We start from the raw sequence: 19,152 nt of genomic DNA, 5'->3' as shown, positions 1-19,152 counted from the left end.
TTTTTGCCGCGAGGACACCGTGAGCCTGTCCGAAAAGCAACTCCGAACGCGGCCCGGGAAGCCGGAAAGGGGACAGACACCGTTCCTGACATGTCTTTTAAAAGACATGTCAGGAAAAAATATGACCGTGACACGGAGATATGATAATTGTCTCTTATGACTGCTCATATTCCTTACTTTTCAAACAGGCTCTTCGTCTCCGACTTTTTTCGAAGTTTCAATACATGTTTCAAATTATTGCGAGCCTGAACATAGTCAGGATTTATTCGCAGGGCTGCTCGGAAATGGGCAATGGCTTCATCGGTTTTTCCTTTTTGAAACAACGCGGCCCCCAGGTCATTATGTGCGAGCATCATATGATCAAACCCCAGACGCAGGGACTCAGTATAATGGACAATGGCTTTGTCTGTATCCCCTTGCACAAGAAGAAAGGCATTTCCCATGAGATAATGGGCCATACCGTTATTGCTTGTCACTTCAAGGGTATGCTTATGCAAAGTCACGCTGTTTCGCCAATATCCCACTTGGATCCAGGTCGCGCCCATGAGACTGAGAAGAATCAGTGCCGCGAATCCGGGAATCACTCTGTTTTTAATATGATCCCGGATGTTCTGAAAAACCCGGGCATTCGCAATATCAGGAATCCCCCAAGCCATCATAATAAATAATCCAATGAACGGTATATATGTATAACGATCTGCAATGGACTGTAATCCCACCTGTACCAGCCCGATCACCGGAAGAAGGGTTCCCATATACCAAAACCATCCCACAGCAAGATAAGGACGTTTTTTTATATTCACGATGACCCATAAAGATACGGAAAAAATCAGCACAGAGGCCCCTGCCACATGCCATCCTGAAAAGCTGCGGGGATGAGAGTAAAACACGGCCAGCTGAGAAGGCCATATCATTTTTCCGATATATCCTGAGTAAGCAATGACCGCGTTGGCAATTCTTTCAATCAGGGGGAGCGATTCCAAAGAAGCCACGGCTCCGCCGCTTTTCTGAACAAGAATCGTTACCACGGATGACCCAGCCGAAAGTATGAAAAAAGGTATCTTCTCTGTGATCAAAGATTGAATACTTGTCTGTTGTCCGCTGCCAGGGGCTTGTTGATTTTTTATCGGCATATCAGAGGAATGCGCCTGATCCGGAATCAGAAATCGTCTCAGGGGCCAGTAATCAAGCAGAAGCAATACAAAAGGCAGCGTTACAACCATGGGTTTGGCCATGAGTCCCAAAATAAAAAACAAAAGAACCATGAGATATCTGCCAGCCCCCGGGGTCTGAACATACCGGATATATCCCCATAAGGTGAGCATCCAGAAAAACGTGCTTAACACATCTTTCCGTTCAGCCACCCATGCCACCGATTCCGCATGAACCGGATGGAGCGCGAACAGGGCCGCTACAAACGCGGCGGGCCATTCTTCTCCGGTCATCCGTCTGAACACGAAAAAAAGTAACAGGGTATTGGCCACATGAAAAAGCACATTGGTGAGATGGTGCTGCCCCGGGTTCATTCCGTAAAGTTCCACATCGGCCATATGGGAAAGCCAAGTCAGCGGATGCCAATTGCTCGCATGGGTGGCTGTAAATGCCCAGGTAACACTCTCAGGGCTGAGTCCTGCCCGGACATATGGGTTTTTTATCACATACAATTCATCATCATAATTGACAAACGCATGAGTCCCCACCTGGACATAGACCCCGATGGTCGTGATCACAAGAAAAAAACAGATCAGCAGTTCCGGGCGTATATTCAAAAAGGTTTTTTTATTGCTCATATTCGGATTTCTAATTTGTTCAAGATTGTTACGGGCATCAGCATCATCAGGCTTTATTCACAATACCGGGAACAGCTTCCTGAAGCCGTGAATACAACCATCTGCGTAAATCTTTCAGGTAAGAACCTAACCATAAATTTTCTATATTTACCCGAGGAAGAAACCCGGCTTTTTTCCGGAATGATCCGCCGCCCGTGAAGGAAAAAGCCGGGTTTCTCTGTTGCCCGCGGAAAAAAAGATGTATGAAAAACTTTCGTTCAGGTACTTACCGCGCATCATTCCTCATTCCTCATTTTATCATATTCTTTTTTTATCTTACGGACTTTCGTGTAGTTATCTATGTTTAAGGTATCCCGCCTGTATCCGGGCTGAGGGGAAAGGGCCTTCTGATAGAATTCTATGGCCTCATCCAGTTCCTTTTTTTTCTGAGACAGATTCTCCAACTTATTCGTAAAATCAGGGTCCGCGGGTGTCATATTCATGGCCTCATCCATATTTGCAACTGCCTGATCAAGTTTTTCCCTGAGGGCCAGCGCTCTGTTAAGGTTTCTATATGCACCGCCATGGTCCGGCTTTACCTTCAAAGCTTTTTGAAAATGGGCAATGGCCTCCTCAAGCTTGCCGATCCGAATCAGAGAAAGCCCCAGATTGTTAAGGGCTTCAGCATTTTCAGGCTCTCTCAGCAATGCTTCACGATAATGATCAATGGCTTTGTTTATGCGGCCCTGAGACGCAAAAAGATTGCCCAGATTGTTATAGGGATTTGAAAAATCAGGTTTTATCCGCAATGCTTCACGATAATGGGCTATTGCTTTATCTGTTTTTCCTTTCTGAGCCAGTACAAGCCCGATATTATTATGCGCGTCAAAGGATTCGGGGTCTCTCTGCAATGCCTTGTAATAATAAGGCAAAGACTCGTCAAATCTGCCCCGGGATAACAAAGTGTTGCCCATGTTATAATAGACAATGTAACTGCCGGATGTTACATTCAGGGTATGTTTGTAGAGGGTGATGCCATCTGACCAGTGTCGTAGCTGTAACCATGAAAGAACCGTGAACACAAAAATAACTGATATCGCGGCCGCGGGGATTCCTATCCTGAAAATTTTAGAAAAAAGATTTTCTCCCTGCCGCTTTCGGAAAAATATATCCGGAATCCCCCAGCCAAGGATAATAAACAAGCCAATAAGCGGTATGTATGTATATCGGTCCGCCATGGACTGAATTCCCACCTGAACCAGCCCGATAACTGGCACAAGGGTTCCCAGATACCACAGCCAGCCCGTAATTAAACAGGGGGATGATTTCGCATACCGGATCACGAATACACACAGGAACATGAGCAGAAAAGCTGCCCCTGTAATCTTCCACCAGGGCTGCATACCGGGATGGGGATACAAAACAGCGAGCGGGTGAGGGTAAACCATCTTCACAATATAGGCTGCGTAGGAAACCAGCGCGTTTGCAAGCCTGAAATGCAACGGACAGTACTCAATACAAGCAGTGGCTCCCGCGCCTTGCTGGACAAGGAAAGTGACAATGCTTGATCCGGCCGAGAGTGCAAAAAAAGGCAATTTTTCTATTACAAAAATTCTTGATAAGAAAAGGAATTGCGTCCGCTTTTTTACGGGAAATCCCTGTGCGTTTTGTGTTTCCCGGGGAAACCGCCCGAGGGGCCAGTAGTCCAGCAGAAGGAATACAAAGGGCAAGGTCACCAGCATGGGTTTGGACATCAGCCCGAGGATAAAGAAAATGATTGTCATCAGATAGATTTTTCTGTTCGGATGTTCCGCATACCGGACGTAACAGTGCAAGGTCAGGAAACAGAAAAATGTGCTTAATACATCTTTACGCTCTGCCACCCACGCGACAGATTCCACATGAAGGGGATGAAGGGCAAACAGAGCGGCCACAAATCCGCTCCGCCATAAGGCCCCTGTCATCCGTCTGAACAGAAAGAACAATAATAAGCTATTTAAAATATGAAAAATCACATTGGTCAGATGATGCTGACCCGGATTCAGTCCGTAAAGCGTGGTGTCTGTCATATGCGACAGCCATGTCACCGGATGCCAGTTGGCACCGTTGGTGGTAGTGAATGCCCATACGACATTTTCCCATGTCAGACCCGTACTCACATGACTGTTCTTATATACATAGTGGTCATCGTCGAAGTTGATAAAAGCGTGGTCTCTGACTTGCCAATAAACAAAAAATGTGGCCAGGACGAGAAGCAGGCAGATCAGCATATCCGGACGGATATTGAGAACTTTGCTATTTCTGATTTCTGGTTCCCGCTCTGACACGGGGATGATTTTCTGATTTTTCATTTTTGACGCTGCCTTTAATTCTTCCTTGAATTCATTATCATTTTAAGATTGCCCAGGGCCTCGGTATTGTCCGGATCATTTTGCAGGGCTTTTTGAAAGCAGGCTGCGGCTTCATTGATTTTCTTCTTGCGAAGCATCGCTATCCCTAAGTTGTTATAAATCTCCGCATCATAAGGAGATGAACGCAGGGCACGGGTATAATATTCAACAGCCTGATTGATATTTCCCTGATTGTTAAAAATATTCCCCATATTATAAGAGGGTTCCGCATAATCAGGGTCTGACTTCAATGCTTCCGAAAAATAATGAACCGCCTCTTCTGTCTTTCCCTGTTTGGCCAAAACAATGCCCATATTGTTGAGCGTTTTTGCGTAATCGGGCTTCAGACGCAATGCCTGAGATAAATATCGGATGGCTTCATCAGGCTTTCCCTGGTCACTCAGCGCAAGCCCCATGTTATTGAGCGTCTTAAAATCATTGGGATCTGAGCGCAATATCCTGGTGTAATGACGGATTGCCTCATCTGTTTTTTCCTGGGCGGCCAGCGCGACGCCCATATGACCATGGGCCACATAATTATGAGGATTCACTTTAAGGGCGTGTTCAAACAGGGTAATGTTATTTTTCCAATATCGGACCTGAAACCATGTCATTACCGTGAGAATTGAAAGAACCATGACAGCGATGATGACAAGCCCTGTTTTTGCATGTCGCCATTCCCGATCTTTACATATTTCAGGGATTCCCCAGGCCATCATAACAAAAATACCGATGAGCGGCACATATGCCCAGCGATCAGCCAGGGCCGGCCACAGACCTGTCTGAATCAGTCCGCTGACCGGCACAAGGGTTCCGAGATACCATAACCATCCTGTGGCAAGACAGGGCATTCGCTTTAATGTCCTCAAGGTCAGAATAGAAACACAGATCAATAGCAGTCCGCCTCCGGTGTATTGCCACAGGGGAATGGCCTCAGGATAAGGATAATAAACTGACAGATTTCGGGGGCAGATTATTTTCCAGATATATCCCACATATGAGACCAGTGCATTTGCAAACCGAAGATCAGTCGGGGCACCTCGGACAGTTATGTTTTCATAATGCTGAAGCGATGAAGAAGACAGACTGACTGAGATGACCGAAAGCATGAACAGGGGAAGCTTTTCTAAAAGCAAAACTGACGTGGGAGATCGGATGCCTGATGTCAGAGCTGCGGATTTAAGACTTTCAAAACGTCCCATAGGCCAATGGTCCAAAAGAAGAAGCACAAAGGGCAGGGTCACGATCATAGGCTTTGCCAGGAGGCCTGACAAAAACATCAGGGATACTGATATATATCTGATAAAACTGGGGGATTCAGTATAACGGACATATGCGAATATGGTAAGCATCCAAAAGAAAGTACTCAGCAAATTCTTACGTTCCGCCACCCACGCGACCGAATCCACGTTCAGGGGATGCAGGGCAAACAAGGCAGCGACAAACGCGCTCTTCCGGAGTTCTCCGGTTATCCGTCCGAATACAAGAAAAAGGAGTATGGTGTTCGCAATATGAAAAAGCAGATTTGTCCGATGATGCATCCCCGCGTTTAAGCCATAAAGTTCGCAATCCAGCATATGGGAAAGCCATGTGAGCGGCTGCCAGTACGCGCCCTTCTTATCTGCGAAACTGAATGCCCATATCATGCTTTCCCGGGTCAGCCCGGCTTTTACATAGCGGTTCTCTGTGACATATACGCTGTCATCAAAGCTGATAAATTCATGGCTGCCTACCTGCCAATAGACGCTGATAACAGCCAGCGTAAGCATGAGACAAATCAGGAAATCGGGTCTTATGGTGAAACTGTTTTTGGTCAACATAAATCCAATGTTATGAGAAAAATATTTTCTATTATAATTTAAATGAGTTATTTCTGAAAAAAAGGGGCATCATTTATTAATTCCCAATTTTTTCTTTACTTTTCTAAGGTTGTCATGGGCTTCAGCATAATCAGGTTTTATTTGCAATGCTTTTTTAAAGTGAGCCACGGTCTCCTCATTCTTTCCCTTCTGAAACAGCGCCACTCCCAGGCTGTTATGTGATTCCGGGTCATCAGGATTGATTTGCAATGCCTTTTGGAAATGGGCAATGGCCTTATCTGTCCTGCCTTGTCGGAACAGTGCGACTCCCATGGCATGATGGGCTTTTGCAGAACCGGGATCCAGACGCAACGCCTCGGCATGATGACGGATGGCCTGAGTCAGATTCCCCTGGCTCTCCAAAAGAAGTCCCATATTGATGTGCGCGTTTACATAGTTGGGATTCAGACGCAATGCCCGGGTGTAATGGTCCTTAGCCTGATCTGATTTCCCCAGCTTTTCCAGAGCAATTCCCATATTGCGGTGTCTCACTGCATCCGGTCGGATGCGCAAGGCTTCGGAAAGATGCCTGAAACCCTGTTTTAATTTGCCTTGTTCCAGCAAAAGGACCCCCAGATTGGTATGGGCAGGCAGATTGTTCTTTGTGACATCAATGGCATGTTCTAAAAGTGTGATGCTGTTGCGCCAGTATCGGACTTGTGTATAAGTCATCGCCATGAGAGCCGAAAGAAGCACTGTGCTTACCACGGCAAGCCCTGCCTTGTAAGAAACGGTTTGTAATCGCTCCTTGCCGGGCCACAGCGTCAGAAGATCAGGAATGCCGTATGCAATCATTATAAATATGCCGATGAGGGGGATGTAAGTATATCGGTCTGCCATGGACTGGCTGCCGACCTGTACCAGCCCGATAACAGGCACAAGGGTTCCCATATACCAGAGCCAGCCTGCCGCGAGATAAGGGTGCTGCTTTATATTCCGAATGACAAACAAAAATACAAGCAGAAGCAATATGCCGGCCCCGAGAATCTGCCATAAGGGTAATATCCCCTCATGCGGGTAGAAAAATGACAGGTCCGAGGGCCATATCATTTTTCCAATATATTTTACATATGCAACCAGTGCATTGCCAATCCTGATATGGAGGGGATAGGTTTCCAAAGACCGAACTGCTCCCCCGTTTTGCTGAACAAGAAAAGTGACCGCACCTGATACGCCGGAGAGGATAAAAAAAGGAATTTTCTCAGCCAGACAATTTTTCAAATTGTTTTTCCCCGAAGTGTCAGAGGAAAATCGGTTCAGAGGCCAATAATCCAGTAAAATCAGCACACAAGGCAAGGTTATGACCATGGGTTTGGCCATAAGTCCCAGCATAAAGCACACAAGAACCAGCAGATATCTGCCCAGGACAGGACGTTCAGCATATCGGACATAGGCCCATAAGGTGAGCATCCAGAACAATGTGCTTAACACATCCTTACGCTCCGCGACCTGAGCAACAGACTCCGCGTGAAGCGGATGAAGCGCGAACAGCGCGGCCGCTATCGCACCGGGCCATAAGTTATTGGTCATTCGTCTGAGAACAAAGAATAACAACAGCGTGTTTGCCATATGGAAAAGCACATTGGTCAGATGATGTCTCCCCGGGTCCATTCCGTACAACTGAACATCTGACATATGGGAGAGCCATGTCAGGGGATGCCAGTTGGATGCGTATCCTGTGGTAAATGCCCATACGAGGTTCTCCGGGGTCAGACCGGCCCGGACCTTGGAATTTTGGGTGAGATAGACTTCATCGTCAAACGCCACAAATTCATGATGTCTCACCTGCCAATAGACCGTAAGTATGCCAAGGACGAAAAACAGGCAGATCAGAAAGTCCGCGCGTATGCTGAAAAGCGTCTCTTTGTTCATGATTCACTCGAAATAAATAACATACCCGATACAAAAACGTAGGGTATTTTATTTTTGGGGAAATCCCTTACGGCAAAGCAAAAAGATAATACTTTCTTTTTTCAATTTTTAACAATTTAAGATATCTTTTCTGAAAATCAAGAAAAAGCGATTTTTCCTGATCCGAAAATGTGCTGATCTTCCCTGTAATATAATTAATATCGTAAAGCATGTGAGTAAACCCTGTTTTTTTCAGGGCAAGATAAACATCTTTCGGTGTCGCGGACTTGGCCAGGATATTCTGGATCGTATAAGATTCAAACATGGAATCCGAATAATAAGGACGGTCACAGAGGTATCCCTGATTCTTCATGTAAATAAAAAATATTTTCGTGTCCTTGGGTAAACGGGTATTGACATAGCGGAACATGGCATAAGAAGGAATCAGCCGGTTTAAATACGCGTCTCTGTCCTCAGTTCCTGCCACAAAACTGAATGGTCTGATTTTTATAAAATCTTTGACAATATAATAACCGTTAAATACCAGGCTCAGGGTGATGAACATGGCCAGCAGCGTGTGAACAATTCTGTTTTTACGATAGTAGTCAAGTGTATAGCCCGTCATAACTGCAAGGAACGGAAATATGGGGATTAAATACCGGATCTGCTGGGCAGAGGACGCCCAGAAAATAAAAGTAAACAGGCAGTAGATCATTCCCACTTTGGCCCCTGTGGCAATTTTCCGCATCCCCAGCGCAAAAGGCAGGGTTAAAATGAACACAGGCCCCATAATCCCGTCAAACTGGGGGCTGTGCATTTTGGCGTGGAAACTCAGGTTCCACGGCAGCAGCACATAGTCCCAAAGCCCCCGCCCCATCCCCAGATTCTGAAGAAAAAAATCATAGTATCGGGCCTGATCCGTACTCCATCCTTTGCCTCCGAATATTTTGTAAAAAAAAGGATAAAGGGGATTGCCGCTCATGACCCAGTTTTTTATGTAAAAAGGGCTTCCGAATACCGCCACACACAGAGCATAGATCCCGAGAACATAAAACATTTTGCGGTAATGGGTTTCCCGATGAAAAGCACACAGGATGCCCAGACATCCTAACAAGGGGACAAGAAGGGCAGCGTATTTCGTGGCCATGGCCAGGCCGGAAAACAGACCGCATAAGATAATCCACCGGGATCCTTTTTGGCTGAACCAGTTCATAAACGTGTAAACAGCTAAAAACGTATAAAATGTGAGGGTCATATCGTTATATGCCATATGGGCGTTCATAAAAACGGACGGAATGGTGAAAAAGATAAGAAGGATCAGAGGGAAAGAAGCGGTTTCGGAGATATAATCCCTGGTAAACTGCCACAGGGCCCCGAGGGTGAACATTGCCATGGCAAAATGAATGCCTTTGGCCAGAATATCACCTCGCAGGACAAGGGCGATGAGGAACAGCATTTCGCTGTTCAGGGGATAGTGAGAAAATATATTGCCCGGGATAAAAAAAAATCCGTGATGTTCTAAAAAGAGTTTGGGAACTGCCAGGTGATATGTGAGCGCGTCATTTCCGATGGCCGGTGTCAGAACAAACAGGAGAGCGCCCAGAAGCGATATACCTAAAATAACGCTGATACATATATCTGAAAAAGAGAGTCTGTTATCCTTTTTGTTCAGCGTCCGAAGGTTCAGCCACGACCTTCGTAAGATGAGCCATCCGCTCAGAGAGAATGCCGCGTATATTCCTAATAAAATATACAGGACAACAGGAAAAAGGCATTGGAATATGCCCAGAATAAAAACAGAATAGCTCAGAACGCCCAAGCCTGTTCCTGCGGAGATTATCACGTCCTGACCCAAGGATACCGAACGGATACCGATCCTATCCAGAATAAAGCGCCCCATTCCTACCACAAGAACACATATACCTGATAAGCAAATGATATCTGTCATAATGATTCAGAAATGCGGCAGGGGAATTTTTGGCATTTTCAGATTTAATGAACTGACCGGGCGTAATTGCAACAGAGTACTCAGAAGAAGGAGAGACTTCTTGAAAATTACAAAAGCGGAGAAGGTGATATCTCCTTCTCCGCTTTCAAAAACCATTAACAGCAGATCAAAAGTCCGTAATTTTTTTTTAAGTAACGCCTATAAAATTCAGACAATTAAGCTCGAATGCGACCGCAATCGCCCGTCTGAATAGCGGCACAACGAACTTTTGATATCTACTCATAATGCCACTCTGTAATCTCTCCGGTATCGTCAGTACTAAACTGTTTATCCCCTTCAGGATGAGTACAATGGATTGACAAAGCAGTTGAGGGCCCTGTAATACTACAGGCAGTATCCTCTGATTTCTTCCACCCGGACGATGATGCCCCGTTAAGACTACAGTCCATACCCGTATAATCTACAAAATAAGCCTGGCATGAGGTAAAAGCATTTTTAACATCAGCATTAGCCTGGGAGTTGTAACCTCTCTTCCGATACGCAATAAAGTTCGGAATAGCAATAGCCGCCAAAATACCGATAATGGCGATAACGATCATCAACTCAATAAGGGTAAAACCTTTTTGGTCATTACCTCTGATTTTCTGTAGCATGTGAAATTCTCCTTTTTAAATAAATTTAATTTAATAAAATCAACCAAAGTATAAAATTATAAAAAAATTTTCAAACTTTTTCTTATCACCTCCTCAATATAATTTAAATTTACTTTGTATAATAAGCAATGATCATGCCATACACTTCAAAATTTTATTAGTTTTTTAATAACATTTTGTATTTATATGAAATAAAAAATTTAAGGAAGAACAATTGTTAAATCTTATTATTGATTAAGTTATCATAAGTTTACAAAATTTGTAAGTTTACAACCTTCTGAATTTAAATAAAAAATGTTCGATAAAAATCCCATGTTTTTTTATTGCTATTAAATCAGTATGTTATTTAATTACAAAATTTGTAAACTTGTTTACAAATTTTGTAAACTCAGCCTCTTTAAATTATCCCCGTCCGGCAAATCGCAAAACATCGGGTGATATCCAAATTGGAACATGTTAATTAGGAAGTGTTAGGTGTTGGGTGTTGGGTGTTAGGTGTTAGGTGTTAGGTGTTAAGAAAGATTCTGAAACTTTCGTATTATGAGAAGAAAAACCGCAGGGTCACGCTGATGACGTTTCCCCGCGGATTATCAGAGGCTTGGGACGTACTGGAATGAGGTATCGGACGGATAGCAACTTTTCCGGAGGAAACAAATCCTCCCTGTGAATCACTTCATAAGCTGACAAAGGGGGAAGACCATGGTCTTTTATCCCCCATGAAAATCAGTTTTAAGAAGTTCCGGGTTCCCGCATTCTGACGGTCACAAATCCCAGTCGTCCATTAAACCAGTGATGGGTCAGAAGCATGATGGCAATGGTAAAGTTAAATGCCAGATCAAAATGATGAACCCAGTGATGCTCCCCAAAGACGTTGGTGGGGGCGATGACATAATGAAATATCAGATATCCTGTTACAATCATCGCCACGACAAAGGCTGTCCGGGCCAAAGTCTTTTTCTTGATATCCTGAATATGGTTAAAATGATTTGAATAGACACCGAACAGGATCATGGGAATGAGCGGATAGGTTCCCATATAAAGCACATGATGCCATTTCTCAGATGCTTTAAGGTCCGGAGCAAAAATATTGATGCCCGAGTAACACAGATAAGCGATGATAAACCCTGCGATGAGGCAGAATGCGAAAAGCAAAATACCCCTGACATAGTTGCTCGGAAAAGAAACCGTTTCCAGAAAATCATTCCATGTAATGGCAATCATCATGGACATCATAATCACCCATTGAAATGATCCCAGAAGCCAATTAAAGGTCAGTCCGTCGAATTTACCCAGGGCTGAACATATTCCCCCGTCCATGGCAAACAGCGGATACCAGACAAGCCACATAATCATATACCAGAAAAGCGCTTTCAGACTGTCATGTTTTATCCATTTGGACAACTGGCCCTTGAACAGAAAATCATCCCAGCCAAAGAAAAAGAAGCCCAGAACAATAAAGATAAACTGTCCGGCCATGATCAGTTTTTCCGGCACGCCGATGATATGTCTCATTATCCATCCGTGAATGATGAAAATAAAAACAGCGCTTGACAAAGAGACCCATTGCCTCAGAAGCCCTTCCCAGTTCGGGGTCATGGTTGCCTTAAAATAATGACTCTGACAGATGGAAACAAAAACATAATATCCCAGAATCGGAATAAAATAAGATTTATGCCACACCTCTCCCATCAGATGCCAGCTCCAGATGAGTACTGCAAAAGCGAAGACCGCCCATGCAAGCAGGGCCATTATCCATGTACAGTTTTTCCATCTCAACTCAATTTCCATTTTTTCTCTCCTTCATGATGTTTCTGATAGCTGCTGAGATTCAGTATCTTTGCAGAAGTTTCGTAACTTTTCCCTGAATCACATGGTGTGATTTTCAGGCCGTCGCCGTATCGGGAATGTCAGAAAGTTATTGGTTCAGATACTTAATGCAGTTAAGGATTAAAGTGTTATTCATAACAGATTTAATTCTCATCAAACGAATCTCCGCAAATTAATAAATCTGATTCAGTAAAATTATAAAACTATCCGTCCGGATACCTCCTAACCGCCTCTTTAAAAAAAAATTTTTATATAAATATTGGCATCCTTTATTTGTCAGTTCACGCTTCATCACAGAACAATTTATAAAATTGTTGTACAGGTCGAAAAAAGTGTGAACTGCTTTTCAGCTTCGATGAAGGATGCCACATCATCTTCTGAAAAAAACAGCCCGGCAACAAAAACGACCGGGCCATTTGGGATCATCCGTTTTCTTTTTCAAATGTTTTCATAAAATCAACAAGCGATTCTATTGCATCGGGCGTTGTGGCATTATAAATGGATGCTCTGCAACCGCCAACGGACCGATGTCCTTTCAGGCCGCCGAAGCCATTTTCCAAAGCTTTCTGAACAAAAGCCTGTTCCAGTTCTTCGCTGGGAAGGCGGAAGGTGACATTCATCAGGGAACGGCTGTCAGGTTCAGCAGTGGCCCTGTAGAACTCACCGGAATCCATAAAGGAATACAGATCCCCCGCCTTTTTCCGATTTATTTCTTCCATCTTGTCAAGGCCCCCGATGGTCTCTTCCAGCCATTTCATCACAAGCTGAATCGTGTAAATGGCAAAACAGGGCGGGGTGTTGTACATGGAGTTCTTTGCGCTGAATGTCGTGTATTTCAACATGCTGGGCAGGGAATCCGGAACCATTTCCAACATATCTTCCCGGATAATCACCATGCACACACCGGCCGGACCGATGTTTTTCTGTGCGCCCGCATAAATAAGACCAAACGGATTCGGATCAAATGCTCTGCACATGATATCAGAGGACATATCTGCAATCAGGGGAACGCCTTTTGTATCAGGAAAATTTGCCCACTGGGTCCCCTTGATGGTGTTGTTGGATGTGATGTGGGTATAAACGGCATCACTGTTGAAAGGGATATCTTTGGGGATATAGGAAAAATTCTTATCTTCGGATGACGCGACAACATTGACAGATTTTCCCTGTATCTGAGCTTCCTTTATGGCTTTGGTGGACCATGTGCCAGTATTCACATAATCCGCGGACTGGCCTTGCTTCAGAAAATTCATGGGAATCATGCAGAACTGCGTGCTGGCACCGCCCTGGAAAAACAGGACTTGGAATTTGTCATTTAGCTTTAAAAGCCGTTTGGTCCTGGCAATGGCATCATTTATAACATCATCAAACCATTTGGATCTGTGGCTGACTTCCGTAATGGACATACCTGATCCGTTAAAATTTAAAAATGAGTCTTTGATTTCCTCAAGAACAGGAAGGGGAAGTGCGGCAGGTCCCGCGTTAAAATTATAAATTCTGTTTTCCTTCATGTACTTTAATTCCTCCGATTTTATTTGAAATTACAAGAATCACACAGGGCAGGGGACAGCTTGCAGTTCATTCATCCCGTGAATTCTTATATGTTAATTAAAAAATTTTTAACTTGCACCGATATATCAAAGTATGTCAATCAATATTTTGATGACAAAGCCCTTTTATGACCTCAGCAATTTATAATCTTTTAAAATAACAGAAAGTTTTGAATATGAAAATTTATAACTATCCATCAGAATCAGCTAAAATAAAAGTTATAGCTATTTCAAACCGCGGGCTTGATTTCAGAAAAGAAGATATCGCCGAAATTACCCGCATTATCGAGGATGTCAGAGAAAATGGGGACAAGGCGGTTGTTAAATACACCAAACGCTTTGACGCTCCTGATTTAACAGCAGAATCCCTTCAGGTGACACCTGATGAAACAGATATTGCTGAAAAAGAGGTGGACAAAGCCTTTATAAAATCTTTAGATCGTGCCGTGTCGCAGATCAAAGCATTTCATAAACACCAGTTAAGCAAATCCTGGATTAATACAGAAAGGCCCGGAACGCTTCTGGGACAGATGGTGAACCCGGTGGGTGCGGCAGGGGTTTATGTTCCCGGGGCAAAAGGGGGAATGACTCCCCTGGTCTCCTCTGTTCTGATGGGGGTCATTCCTGCCAAAATTGCCGGTGTGAGGCATGTTTCCATGATGACCCCGCCGACAAAGGAGGGAACCGTAAATCCCTATCTCCTCGTTGCCGCGAAAAAAGTGGGCGCGGATGCCATATTCAAGGCCGGGAGTGCCTGGGCCATTGCGGCGCTCGCGTATGGCACGGAAACCATTCCCAAAGCAGATGTCATTGTGGGACCCGGAAATATTTATGTGACCCTTGCCAAAAAAATTGTATCAGGAACCGTGGGCATTGACATGATTGCCGGTCCGAGTGAAATTCTGGTGATTGCGGATCATACGGCAAACCCGGAATTTATCGCGGCTGATCTTCTTTCACAGGCCGAACATGACCCGTTGTCATCTGCCATTTTGGTGACAGATTCAGAAGCGATTGCAAAGGCTGCTGCCGCTGCTGTGGAAAAACAGGTGGAATGTCTTTCCCGGAAAGAAATTGCCAGGGAATCCCTTGAAAAATACGGGGTCATCCTTGTTGTTCCTGATCTTGCGGCTGCCGCGGAACTTGCAAACCGCATCGCGCCGGAGCATCTTGAACTTCAGATAAAGGACCCGTTTGAGTATATCGGACAGATTCGAAACGCGGGGGCCATCTTTATGGGGAATTATACGCCGGAACCGGTGGGTGACTATATTGCCGGGCCAAATCATGTGCTTCCCACCGCGGGTACGGCACGGTTCGCGTCCGCGCTTTCAGTGGATCATTTCATCAAAAAAACCAGTCTGATTCACTATTCCGAGGCCACATTTAAAAAAGAGGCCGAGGATATTGTCCGGCTGGCTGAAATCGAAGGACTGGATGCCCATGCAAATTCCGTTAAGATCAGGTTAAAATAAAAGGTGTTTGGTATTTTACCTGCTCATTTCGTTCCCACGCGGGAGCGTGGGAACGAGAACGAGATGACAGTTTTGGTATAATGGACAATAGCCTCGCTATTTAATGTATAAAATTCAGCTTTCAATCAAAACGCTGAATTTTCTGCTTCTGCTTGACACATTATTGATTTTCATTTACGCTTGCTTTCAGATTACAGCCTATTGGCTTGGAAACAGGGCTATTGTAGCCGGACTGAAAATTTCGGGACGGGTTCCGTTTAATGGAGAATTTTATAAAATCAGGCTGTTATATGGTCACGTCAAAATCCGGACAATCTGCTGATTTTTCAAACAAATTCGGACGATTTTTCCAGAAAATCCCATTGAACGGAACCAGTGCCAAAATTTTACACTCGGGGAAAAAAGCAGCATTAGCAAACCGGAGAGGTGATAATATGATTTCTATAAATCTTCCGTCAGATTATGAAACAAAAGTGGAACAAATTGCCAAAGATGAAAATATCACAACATCTGAGATTATAAAGAAAGCACTTCAGCTATATTTTGACGGTTATTATCAGAAAGCAGTTCCGTATGATCTCGGAAGGGATCTGTTCGGAAAATACGGTAGCGGAGACGGCAGACTTTCACAAAATTACAAAAAAATACTAAAGGAAAAGCTTTGTGAAAAACACTCTCATTGATGCCGGTCCTCTCATCGCACTTTTTGATAAAAGCGATAAATTTCATGATATCGTAAAAAAGTTCCTCTCAGATTATTTTGGCAGCCTTATTACAACATGGCCTGTGATAACTGAAACAACCCATATGCTTGATTTCAATGTAAGAGTTCAGATTGATTTCCTAAAATGGCTTTATAAGGGTGCGATTCGCATCGCAAGTCTCAGAGATGAACATTTGGAACGACTGATTGAGCTTTCAGAAAAATACTCAGATATTCCGATGGATTTAGCGGACGGCTCGTTATTAGTTGTCTCAGAACTGACCGGAATAAAAGATATAATTACAATAGATTCTGATTATTATATTTATCGGACGAAAGACAAACGGGCTTTGAAAAATTTATTAGAACCTTATATTGCCCCGCTAAAATAAAGCATATTCAGCAGATTGAAAACCTCAGATTAATCCAGAAAAATTTCGGAGTTCAGCCTTGATGCAGTCCTCATGAAAACAGAGAGATGTCTCTGGAATTTCGGATTGCCTGAAGGCGGAACTCCGAAATTTTTCAATCTGCTGATATTCCCCTAATCTGTTGCCACATCCTGAACAAAAGTAAGAGCAATGAAAATGGCCGGAGGCCGGATTTCATTTCAGCACTTCTCCCCGACTTATAAACACGCCCGGAACAAGATCAGCAGGAGGGCAGAACGAGATTAACACACTTATCAACCAAGTACCCGATCAAAAGTTTTTTATACATCTTTTTTTCTGCAAACCGCGGAGAAACCCGGGTTTTTCCCTCAGGGTCGGCGGATCATTCCGGGAAAAAACCCGGGTTTCTTCCCCGGGCAAATATCGAAAACTTATGGTCAGGTACTTATCAATACACTCATCAACTAAATCAGGAGGATATTATGAAAAGCACGGTCTGGTTTATGGATTTGAGAACAACGCCTAAGGAAAACCTTTTTGCAAAGCTCGGAAGACTTCTGGAAACAGCAGGGCTTTCAGAAACCTTTAAAAAAAGAGACCTTGTGGCAGTGAAACTCCATTTCGGAGAGACGGGAAATGCGGCGTTTATTCGCCCCATATTTCTGCGGAAGATCGTTGAAAGCATTAAAAATCATGGCGGCAAACCCTTCCTCACAGATGCCAACACGCTCTACGCAGGCACACGGGGAAATGCAGTCAGTCATGTGATGACAGCCATTCAGAACGGTTTTGCCTATGCTGTGGTGGATGCGCCCGTTGTGATTGCCGACGGTCTGAGAGGAAAAACAGAAACTGCTGTGAGTGTCAACGGAAAACATTTTAAAAAGGTTTATATCGGGTCTGAAATTGCTGAGGCAGATGCGCTGATATCCGTGGCGCATTTTAAAGGCCATGAGCTTTCCGGTTTCGGAGGAACCATTAAAAATCTGGGAATGGGATGCGCATCCCGCCGGGGAAAGATGGCCCAGCATTCAGGTCTGTGTCCGAAAGTGGAAGAAGAGAAATGCGTGGGGTGCGGGGATTGTGTGGAACATTGCGCGCAACATGCACTTTCTCTGGCAGAGGAAAAGGCTGTAATTGATGAAAAAAAATGTATCGGCTGTGCGGAGTGTATCCTGATTTGCCCCAACAGCGCCATAGGGATTCAATGGGGAGAATCTATCCCTGTTTTTCTGGAAAAAATGGCAGAATACACGGCTGGCGTATTAAAAGGTAAAGAAAGCAGATCGTTGTATGTAAACTTTATCAACAATATCTCCCCGGCATGTGACTGCTGTGCCAACAACGATGCCCCTATTGTCAGAGATATCGGCGTTGTTGCCTCAAAAGACCCTGTTGCCATTTCACTACCGTACACTTTTTATAATAATCTGATTTTATTTTATAAATTGTATGTGACACAGGTTCCGTTTATGATTGATGACTAGAGAGTCGGATTGAACATTTGAAAGGCAACCGGAACAGGTATGTCGTAATTTAAAAAATATTCCAACAGGCTCAGACCTAATTGAAAGAGACTCAGATCACATCGGTCGGCACGGTGAATAATTCTGTCCCAGCCCTGTTCCGTTGCCAGTGTTCCCAGGAACACAATCCAGATGTAGGCAAGACACGCTCCGATCATAAGGCGGCGCAACCGGTCAGGGTCGGAAATATGACTTTTATGAATATTAAACCCCCGGCTTTTCTGGTCGGAAAAAAATGTTTCGATACGAAACCGTTTGGAATAATATTGGCAGGCTTCCCAGGGCGATCTCATATTCGTAACCAGATATATCGGTTCCTTATTTCCTTTCGCCCACCAGACGACAACCGTCACCGGTCCGTATTTTTTATTTGTGAACAAAACATTGCGTATGTACCGATAGCTGTCCGGAACCGTGAACACACCGAGAACATTAAGACGATGCTCCTCTCCGTCCCAAAAAATTTTGGTATTATATGCCGTTCGGCACACATACAGCCATCCCCGTTCGGCCAGATTTTTTTGCAAACCGACACCGTCGAACTCTCCGTCACCAAGAAAAATAACCTTCTGCGCGGATTCCGGTATCACGTTGGCAACCTCCCCGACCAGTCCGACATGGCTTTCTTCCGGGAAATGACCTTTCTTACCTCTGACCACCGTGTAAGCAAGGGGCAGGGCACGTTTTTTATAAATCACACTGATCATCAGGGTTACGCATCCCCGGCCGACCGTGCTTCCGTCCATTGCCAGCACAATTTCGGAAAGTCCCAGACTGATCAGCAGCGCCTGTGCGAACGGCAGAAAAAATGTTTCAGATTCAATGCTGTCATTGGAAATCCAACGTTTTATACGCTTTTCCACACTCGCCGGCGCGGCGTTCTCATCCGGAACTTTGCCTGCAATTTTCGGAAGCTGGCAGCTCCCGCTCCCCGTGATGCCGCTGATTATCGCGGCCAGCGTGTTCAGGCGCCGGGCCTCGTTTCCCTTCGGCTGTTTCGGATACATATTGTCCAAAGCCTTTCTGATCTCACGATATCTGTTCACATTGTCGCTCATGACAGCCTCCCTGTTATCTGTTATTTTCTGAAAGCTGTCATACCATTATTATATTTTTCTGTTAAGATTTTTTTGTGTCATAATCTCAGATGAGTAATATTTACTCAGAAAAAACAGCCGATGGTGAATCTTAAAAAAATTTAAAAAACAA

General features: G+C 44.4%; 14 protein-coding genes. 5 read left to right on the top strand and 9 right to left on the bottom strand.

Going from position 1 to position 19,152, the window contains the following annotated elements; all coding sequences use genetic code 11:
• Nucleotides 1–173: 173 nt before the first annotated feature.
• The 5 genes from dnm_RS25885 to dnm_RS25865 all read right to left on the bottom strand — a co-directional run bounded on the left by dnm_RS25885 (nucleotide 174) and on the right by dnm_RS25865 (nucleotide 9,817).
• On the bottom strand, nucleotides 174–1,790 hold the full coding sequence (locus dnm_RS25885; RefSeq protein WP_207679779.1) for a tetratricopeptide repeat protein: 1,617 nt from the start codon (nucleotides 1,788–1,790) through the stop codon (nucleotides 174–176).
• Between the two features lie 275 nt (nucleotides 1,791–2,065).
• Nucleotides 2,066–4,120 (bottom strand): tetratricopeptide repeat protein, encoded by a 2,055-nt coding sequence (locus tag dnm_RS25880; RefSeq protein WP_207679778.1) that lies wholly within the window; start codon nucleotides 4,118–4,120, stop codon nucleotides 2,066–2,068.
• Between the two features lie 14 nt (nucleotides 4,121–4,134).
• Nucleotides 4,135–5,979: a tetratricopeptide repeat protein gene (locus dnm_RS25875; protein ID WP_207679777.1), complete on the bottom strand. Its 1,845-nt coding sequence runs from the start codon at nucleotides 5,977–5,979 to the stop codon at nucleotides 4,135–4,137.
• A 69-nt stretch (nucleotides 5,980–6,048) separates the two neighbouring features.
• Nucleotides 6,049–7,890: a tetratricopeptide repeat protein gene (locus dnm_RS25870; protein WP_207679776.1), complete on the bottom strand. Its 1,842-nt coding sequence runs from the start codon at nucleotides 7,888–7,890 to the stop codon at nucleotides 6,049–6,051.
• A gap of 67 nt (nucleotides 7,891–7,957) precedes the next feature.
• Entirely contained in the window at nucleotides 7,958–9,817 is a 1,860-nt protein-coding gene (locus dnm_RS25865) for an ArnT family glycosyltransferase (protein ID WP_207679775.1), read from the bottom strand.
• Nucleotides 9,818–9,917: 100 nt separating this feature from the next.
• Here dnm_RS25865 and dnm_RS25860 point away from each other — a divergent pair, with 100 nt between their 5' ends.
• Nucleotides 9,918–10,070, top strand: coding sequence for a hypothetical protein (locus dnm_RS25860; protein ID WP_207679774.1), 153 nt, complete (start codon nucleotides 9,918–9,920; stop codon nucleotides 10,068–10,070).
• Between the two features lie 22 nt (nucleotides 10,071–10,092).
• Here the strand turns inward: dnm_RS25860 and dnm_RS31815 are convergent, their stop codons facing one another.
• The 3 genes from dnm_RS31815 to serC form a co-directional block, all read right to left on the bottom strand.
• Nucleotides 10,093–10,470: a type IV pilin protein gene (locus tag dnm_RS31815; protein WP_435051580.1), complete on the bottom strand. Its 378-nt coding sequence runs from the start codon at nucleotides 10,468–10,470 to the stop codon at nucleotides 10,093–10,095.
• A 729-nt stretch (nucleotides 10,471–11,199) separates the two neighbouring features.
• The gene (locus dnm_RS25850; protein ID WP_207679773.1) at nucleotides 11,200–12,258 is read right to left on the bottom strand and encodes a hypothetical protein; all 1,059 of its coding nucleotides are present in this window, start codon (nucleotides 12,256–12,258) and stop codon (nucleotides 11,200–11,202) included.
• 461 nt (nucleotides 12,259–12,719) lie between these two features.
• Nucleotides 12,720–13,808: a 3-phosphoserine/phosphohydroxythreonine transaminase gene (serC, locus tag dnm_RS25845; protein ID WP_207679772.1), complete on the bottom strand. Its 1,089-nt coding sequence runs from the start codon at nucleotides 13,806–13,808 to the stop codon at nucleotides 12,720–12,722.
• Nucleotides 13,809–14,023: 215 nt separating this feature from the next.
• Between serC and hisD the strand changes: the two genes are divergently transcribed.
• From hisD to dnm_RS25825, 4 genes are all read left to right on the top strand, one after another.
• Nucleotides 14,024–15,322 carry a histidinol dehydrogenase gene (gene hisD, locus dnm_RS25840; protein ID WP_207679771.1) on the top strand — a complete coding sequence of 433 codons (1,299 nt, stop codon included), beginning with the start codon at nucleotides 14,024–14,026 and terminating at the stop codon, nucleotides 15,320–15,322.
• Nucleotides 15,323–15,756: 434 nt separating this feature from the next.
• Nucleotides 15,757–16,005: a ribbon-helix-helix domain-containing protein gene (locus dnm_RS25835; protein ID WP_207679770.1), complete on the top strand. Its 249-nt coding sequence runs from the start codon at nucleotides 15,757–15,759 to the stop codon at nucleotides 16,003–16,005.
• Nucleotides 15,986–16,417, top strand: coding sequence for a type II toxin-antitoxin system VapC family toxin (locus dnm_RS25830; protein ID WP_207679769.1), 432 nt, complete (start codon nucleotides 15,986–15,988; stop codon nucleotides 16,415–16,417). Before dnm_RS25835 ends, dnm_RS25830 begins: the two co-directional genes overlap by 20 nt.
• A gap of 482 nt (nucleotides 16,418–16,899) precedes the next feature.
• Complete coding sequence (locus dnm_RS25825) at nucleotides 16,900–17,904, top strand: DUF362 domain-containing protein (RefSeq protein WP_207679768.1); 1,005 nt, start codon at nucleotides 16,900–16,902, stop codon at nucleotides 17,902–17,904.
• Here the strand turns inward: dnm_RS25825 and dnm_RS25820 are convergent.
• Nucleotides 17,901–19,001: a transposase gene (locus dnm_RS25820; RefSeq protein WP_207677902.1), complete on the bottom strand. Its 1,101-nt coding sequence runs from the start codon at nucleotides 18,999–19,001 to the stop codon at nucleotides 17,901–17,903. The two genes, dnm_RS25825 and dnm_RS25820, sit on opposite strands and share 4 nt — an antisense overlap.
• Between the last annotated feature and the right edge of the window lie 151 nt (nucleotides 19,002–19,152).

This window comes from Desulfonema magnum (assembly GCF_017377395.1).
Taxonomy (GTDB): Bacteria; Desulfobacterota; Desulfobacteria; order Desulfobacterales; family 4be13; genus Desulfonema_C; species Desulfonema_C magnum.
Note: the sequence above shows the minus strand (reverse complement) of the source record. Positions and strands in the feature narration are given on the sequence as shown.

Excerpts from the sequence above, each read along its gene's own strand:
- dnm_RS25835 (WP_207679770.1), top strand. The coding sequence starts at position 15,757 with ATGATTTCTATAAATCTTCCGTCAGATTATGAAACAAAAGTGGAACAA.
- hisD (WP_207679771.1), top strand. The coding sequence starts at position 14,024 with ATGAAAATTTATAACTATCCATCAGAATCAGCTAAAATAAAAGTTATA.
- dnm_RS25865 (WP_207679775.1), bottom strand. The coding sequence starts at position 9,817 with ATGACAGATATCATTTGCTTATCAGGTATATGTGTTCTTGTGGTAGGA.
- dnm_RS25820 (WP_207677902.1), bottom strand. The coding sequence starts at position 19,001 with ATGAGCGACAATGTGAACAGATATCGTGAGATCAGAAAGGCTTTGGAC.
- dnm_RS25870 (WP_207679776.1), bottom strand. The coding sequence starts at position 7,890 with ATGAACAAAGAGACGCTTTTCAGCATACGCGCGGACTTTCTGATCTGC.
- dnm_RS25875 (WP_207679777.1), bottom strand. The coding sequence starts at position 5,979 with ATGTTGACCAAAAACAGTTTCACCATAAGACCCGATTTCCTGATTTGT.
- dnm_RS25885 (WP_207679779.1), bottom strand. The coding sequence starts at position 1,790 with ATGAGCAATAAAAAAACCTTTTTGAATATACGCCCGGAACTGCTGATC.
- dnm_RS25825 (WP_207679768.1), top strand. The coding sequence starts at position 16,900 with ATGAAAAGCACGGTCTGGTTTATGGATTTGAGAACAACGCCTAAGGAA.
- dnm_RS31815 (WP_435051580.1), bottom strand. The coding sequence starts at position 10,470 with ATGCTACAGAAAATCAGAGGTAATGACCAAAAAGGTTTTACCCTTATT.
- dnm_RS25850 (WP_207679773.1), bottom strand. The coding sequence starts at position 12,258 with ATGGAAATTGAGTTGAGATGGAAAAACTGTACATGGATAATGGCCCTG.
- serC (WP_207679772.1), bottom strand. The coding sequence starts at position 13,808 with ATGAAGGAAAACAGAATTTATAATTTTAACGCGGGACCTGCCGCACTT.
- dnm_RS25880 (WP_207679778.1), bottom strand. The coding sequence starts at position 4,120 with ATGAAAAATCAGAAAATCATCCCCGTGTCAGAGCGGGAACCAGAAATC.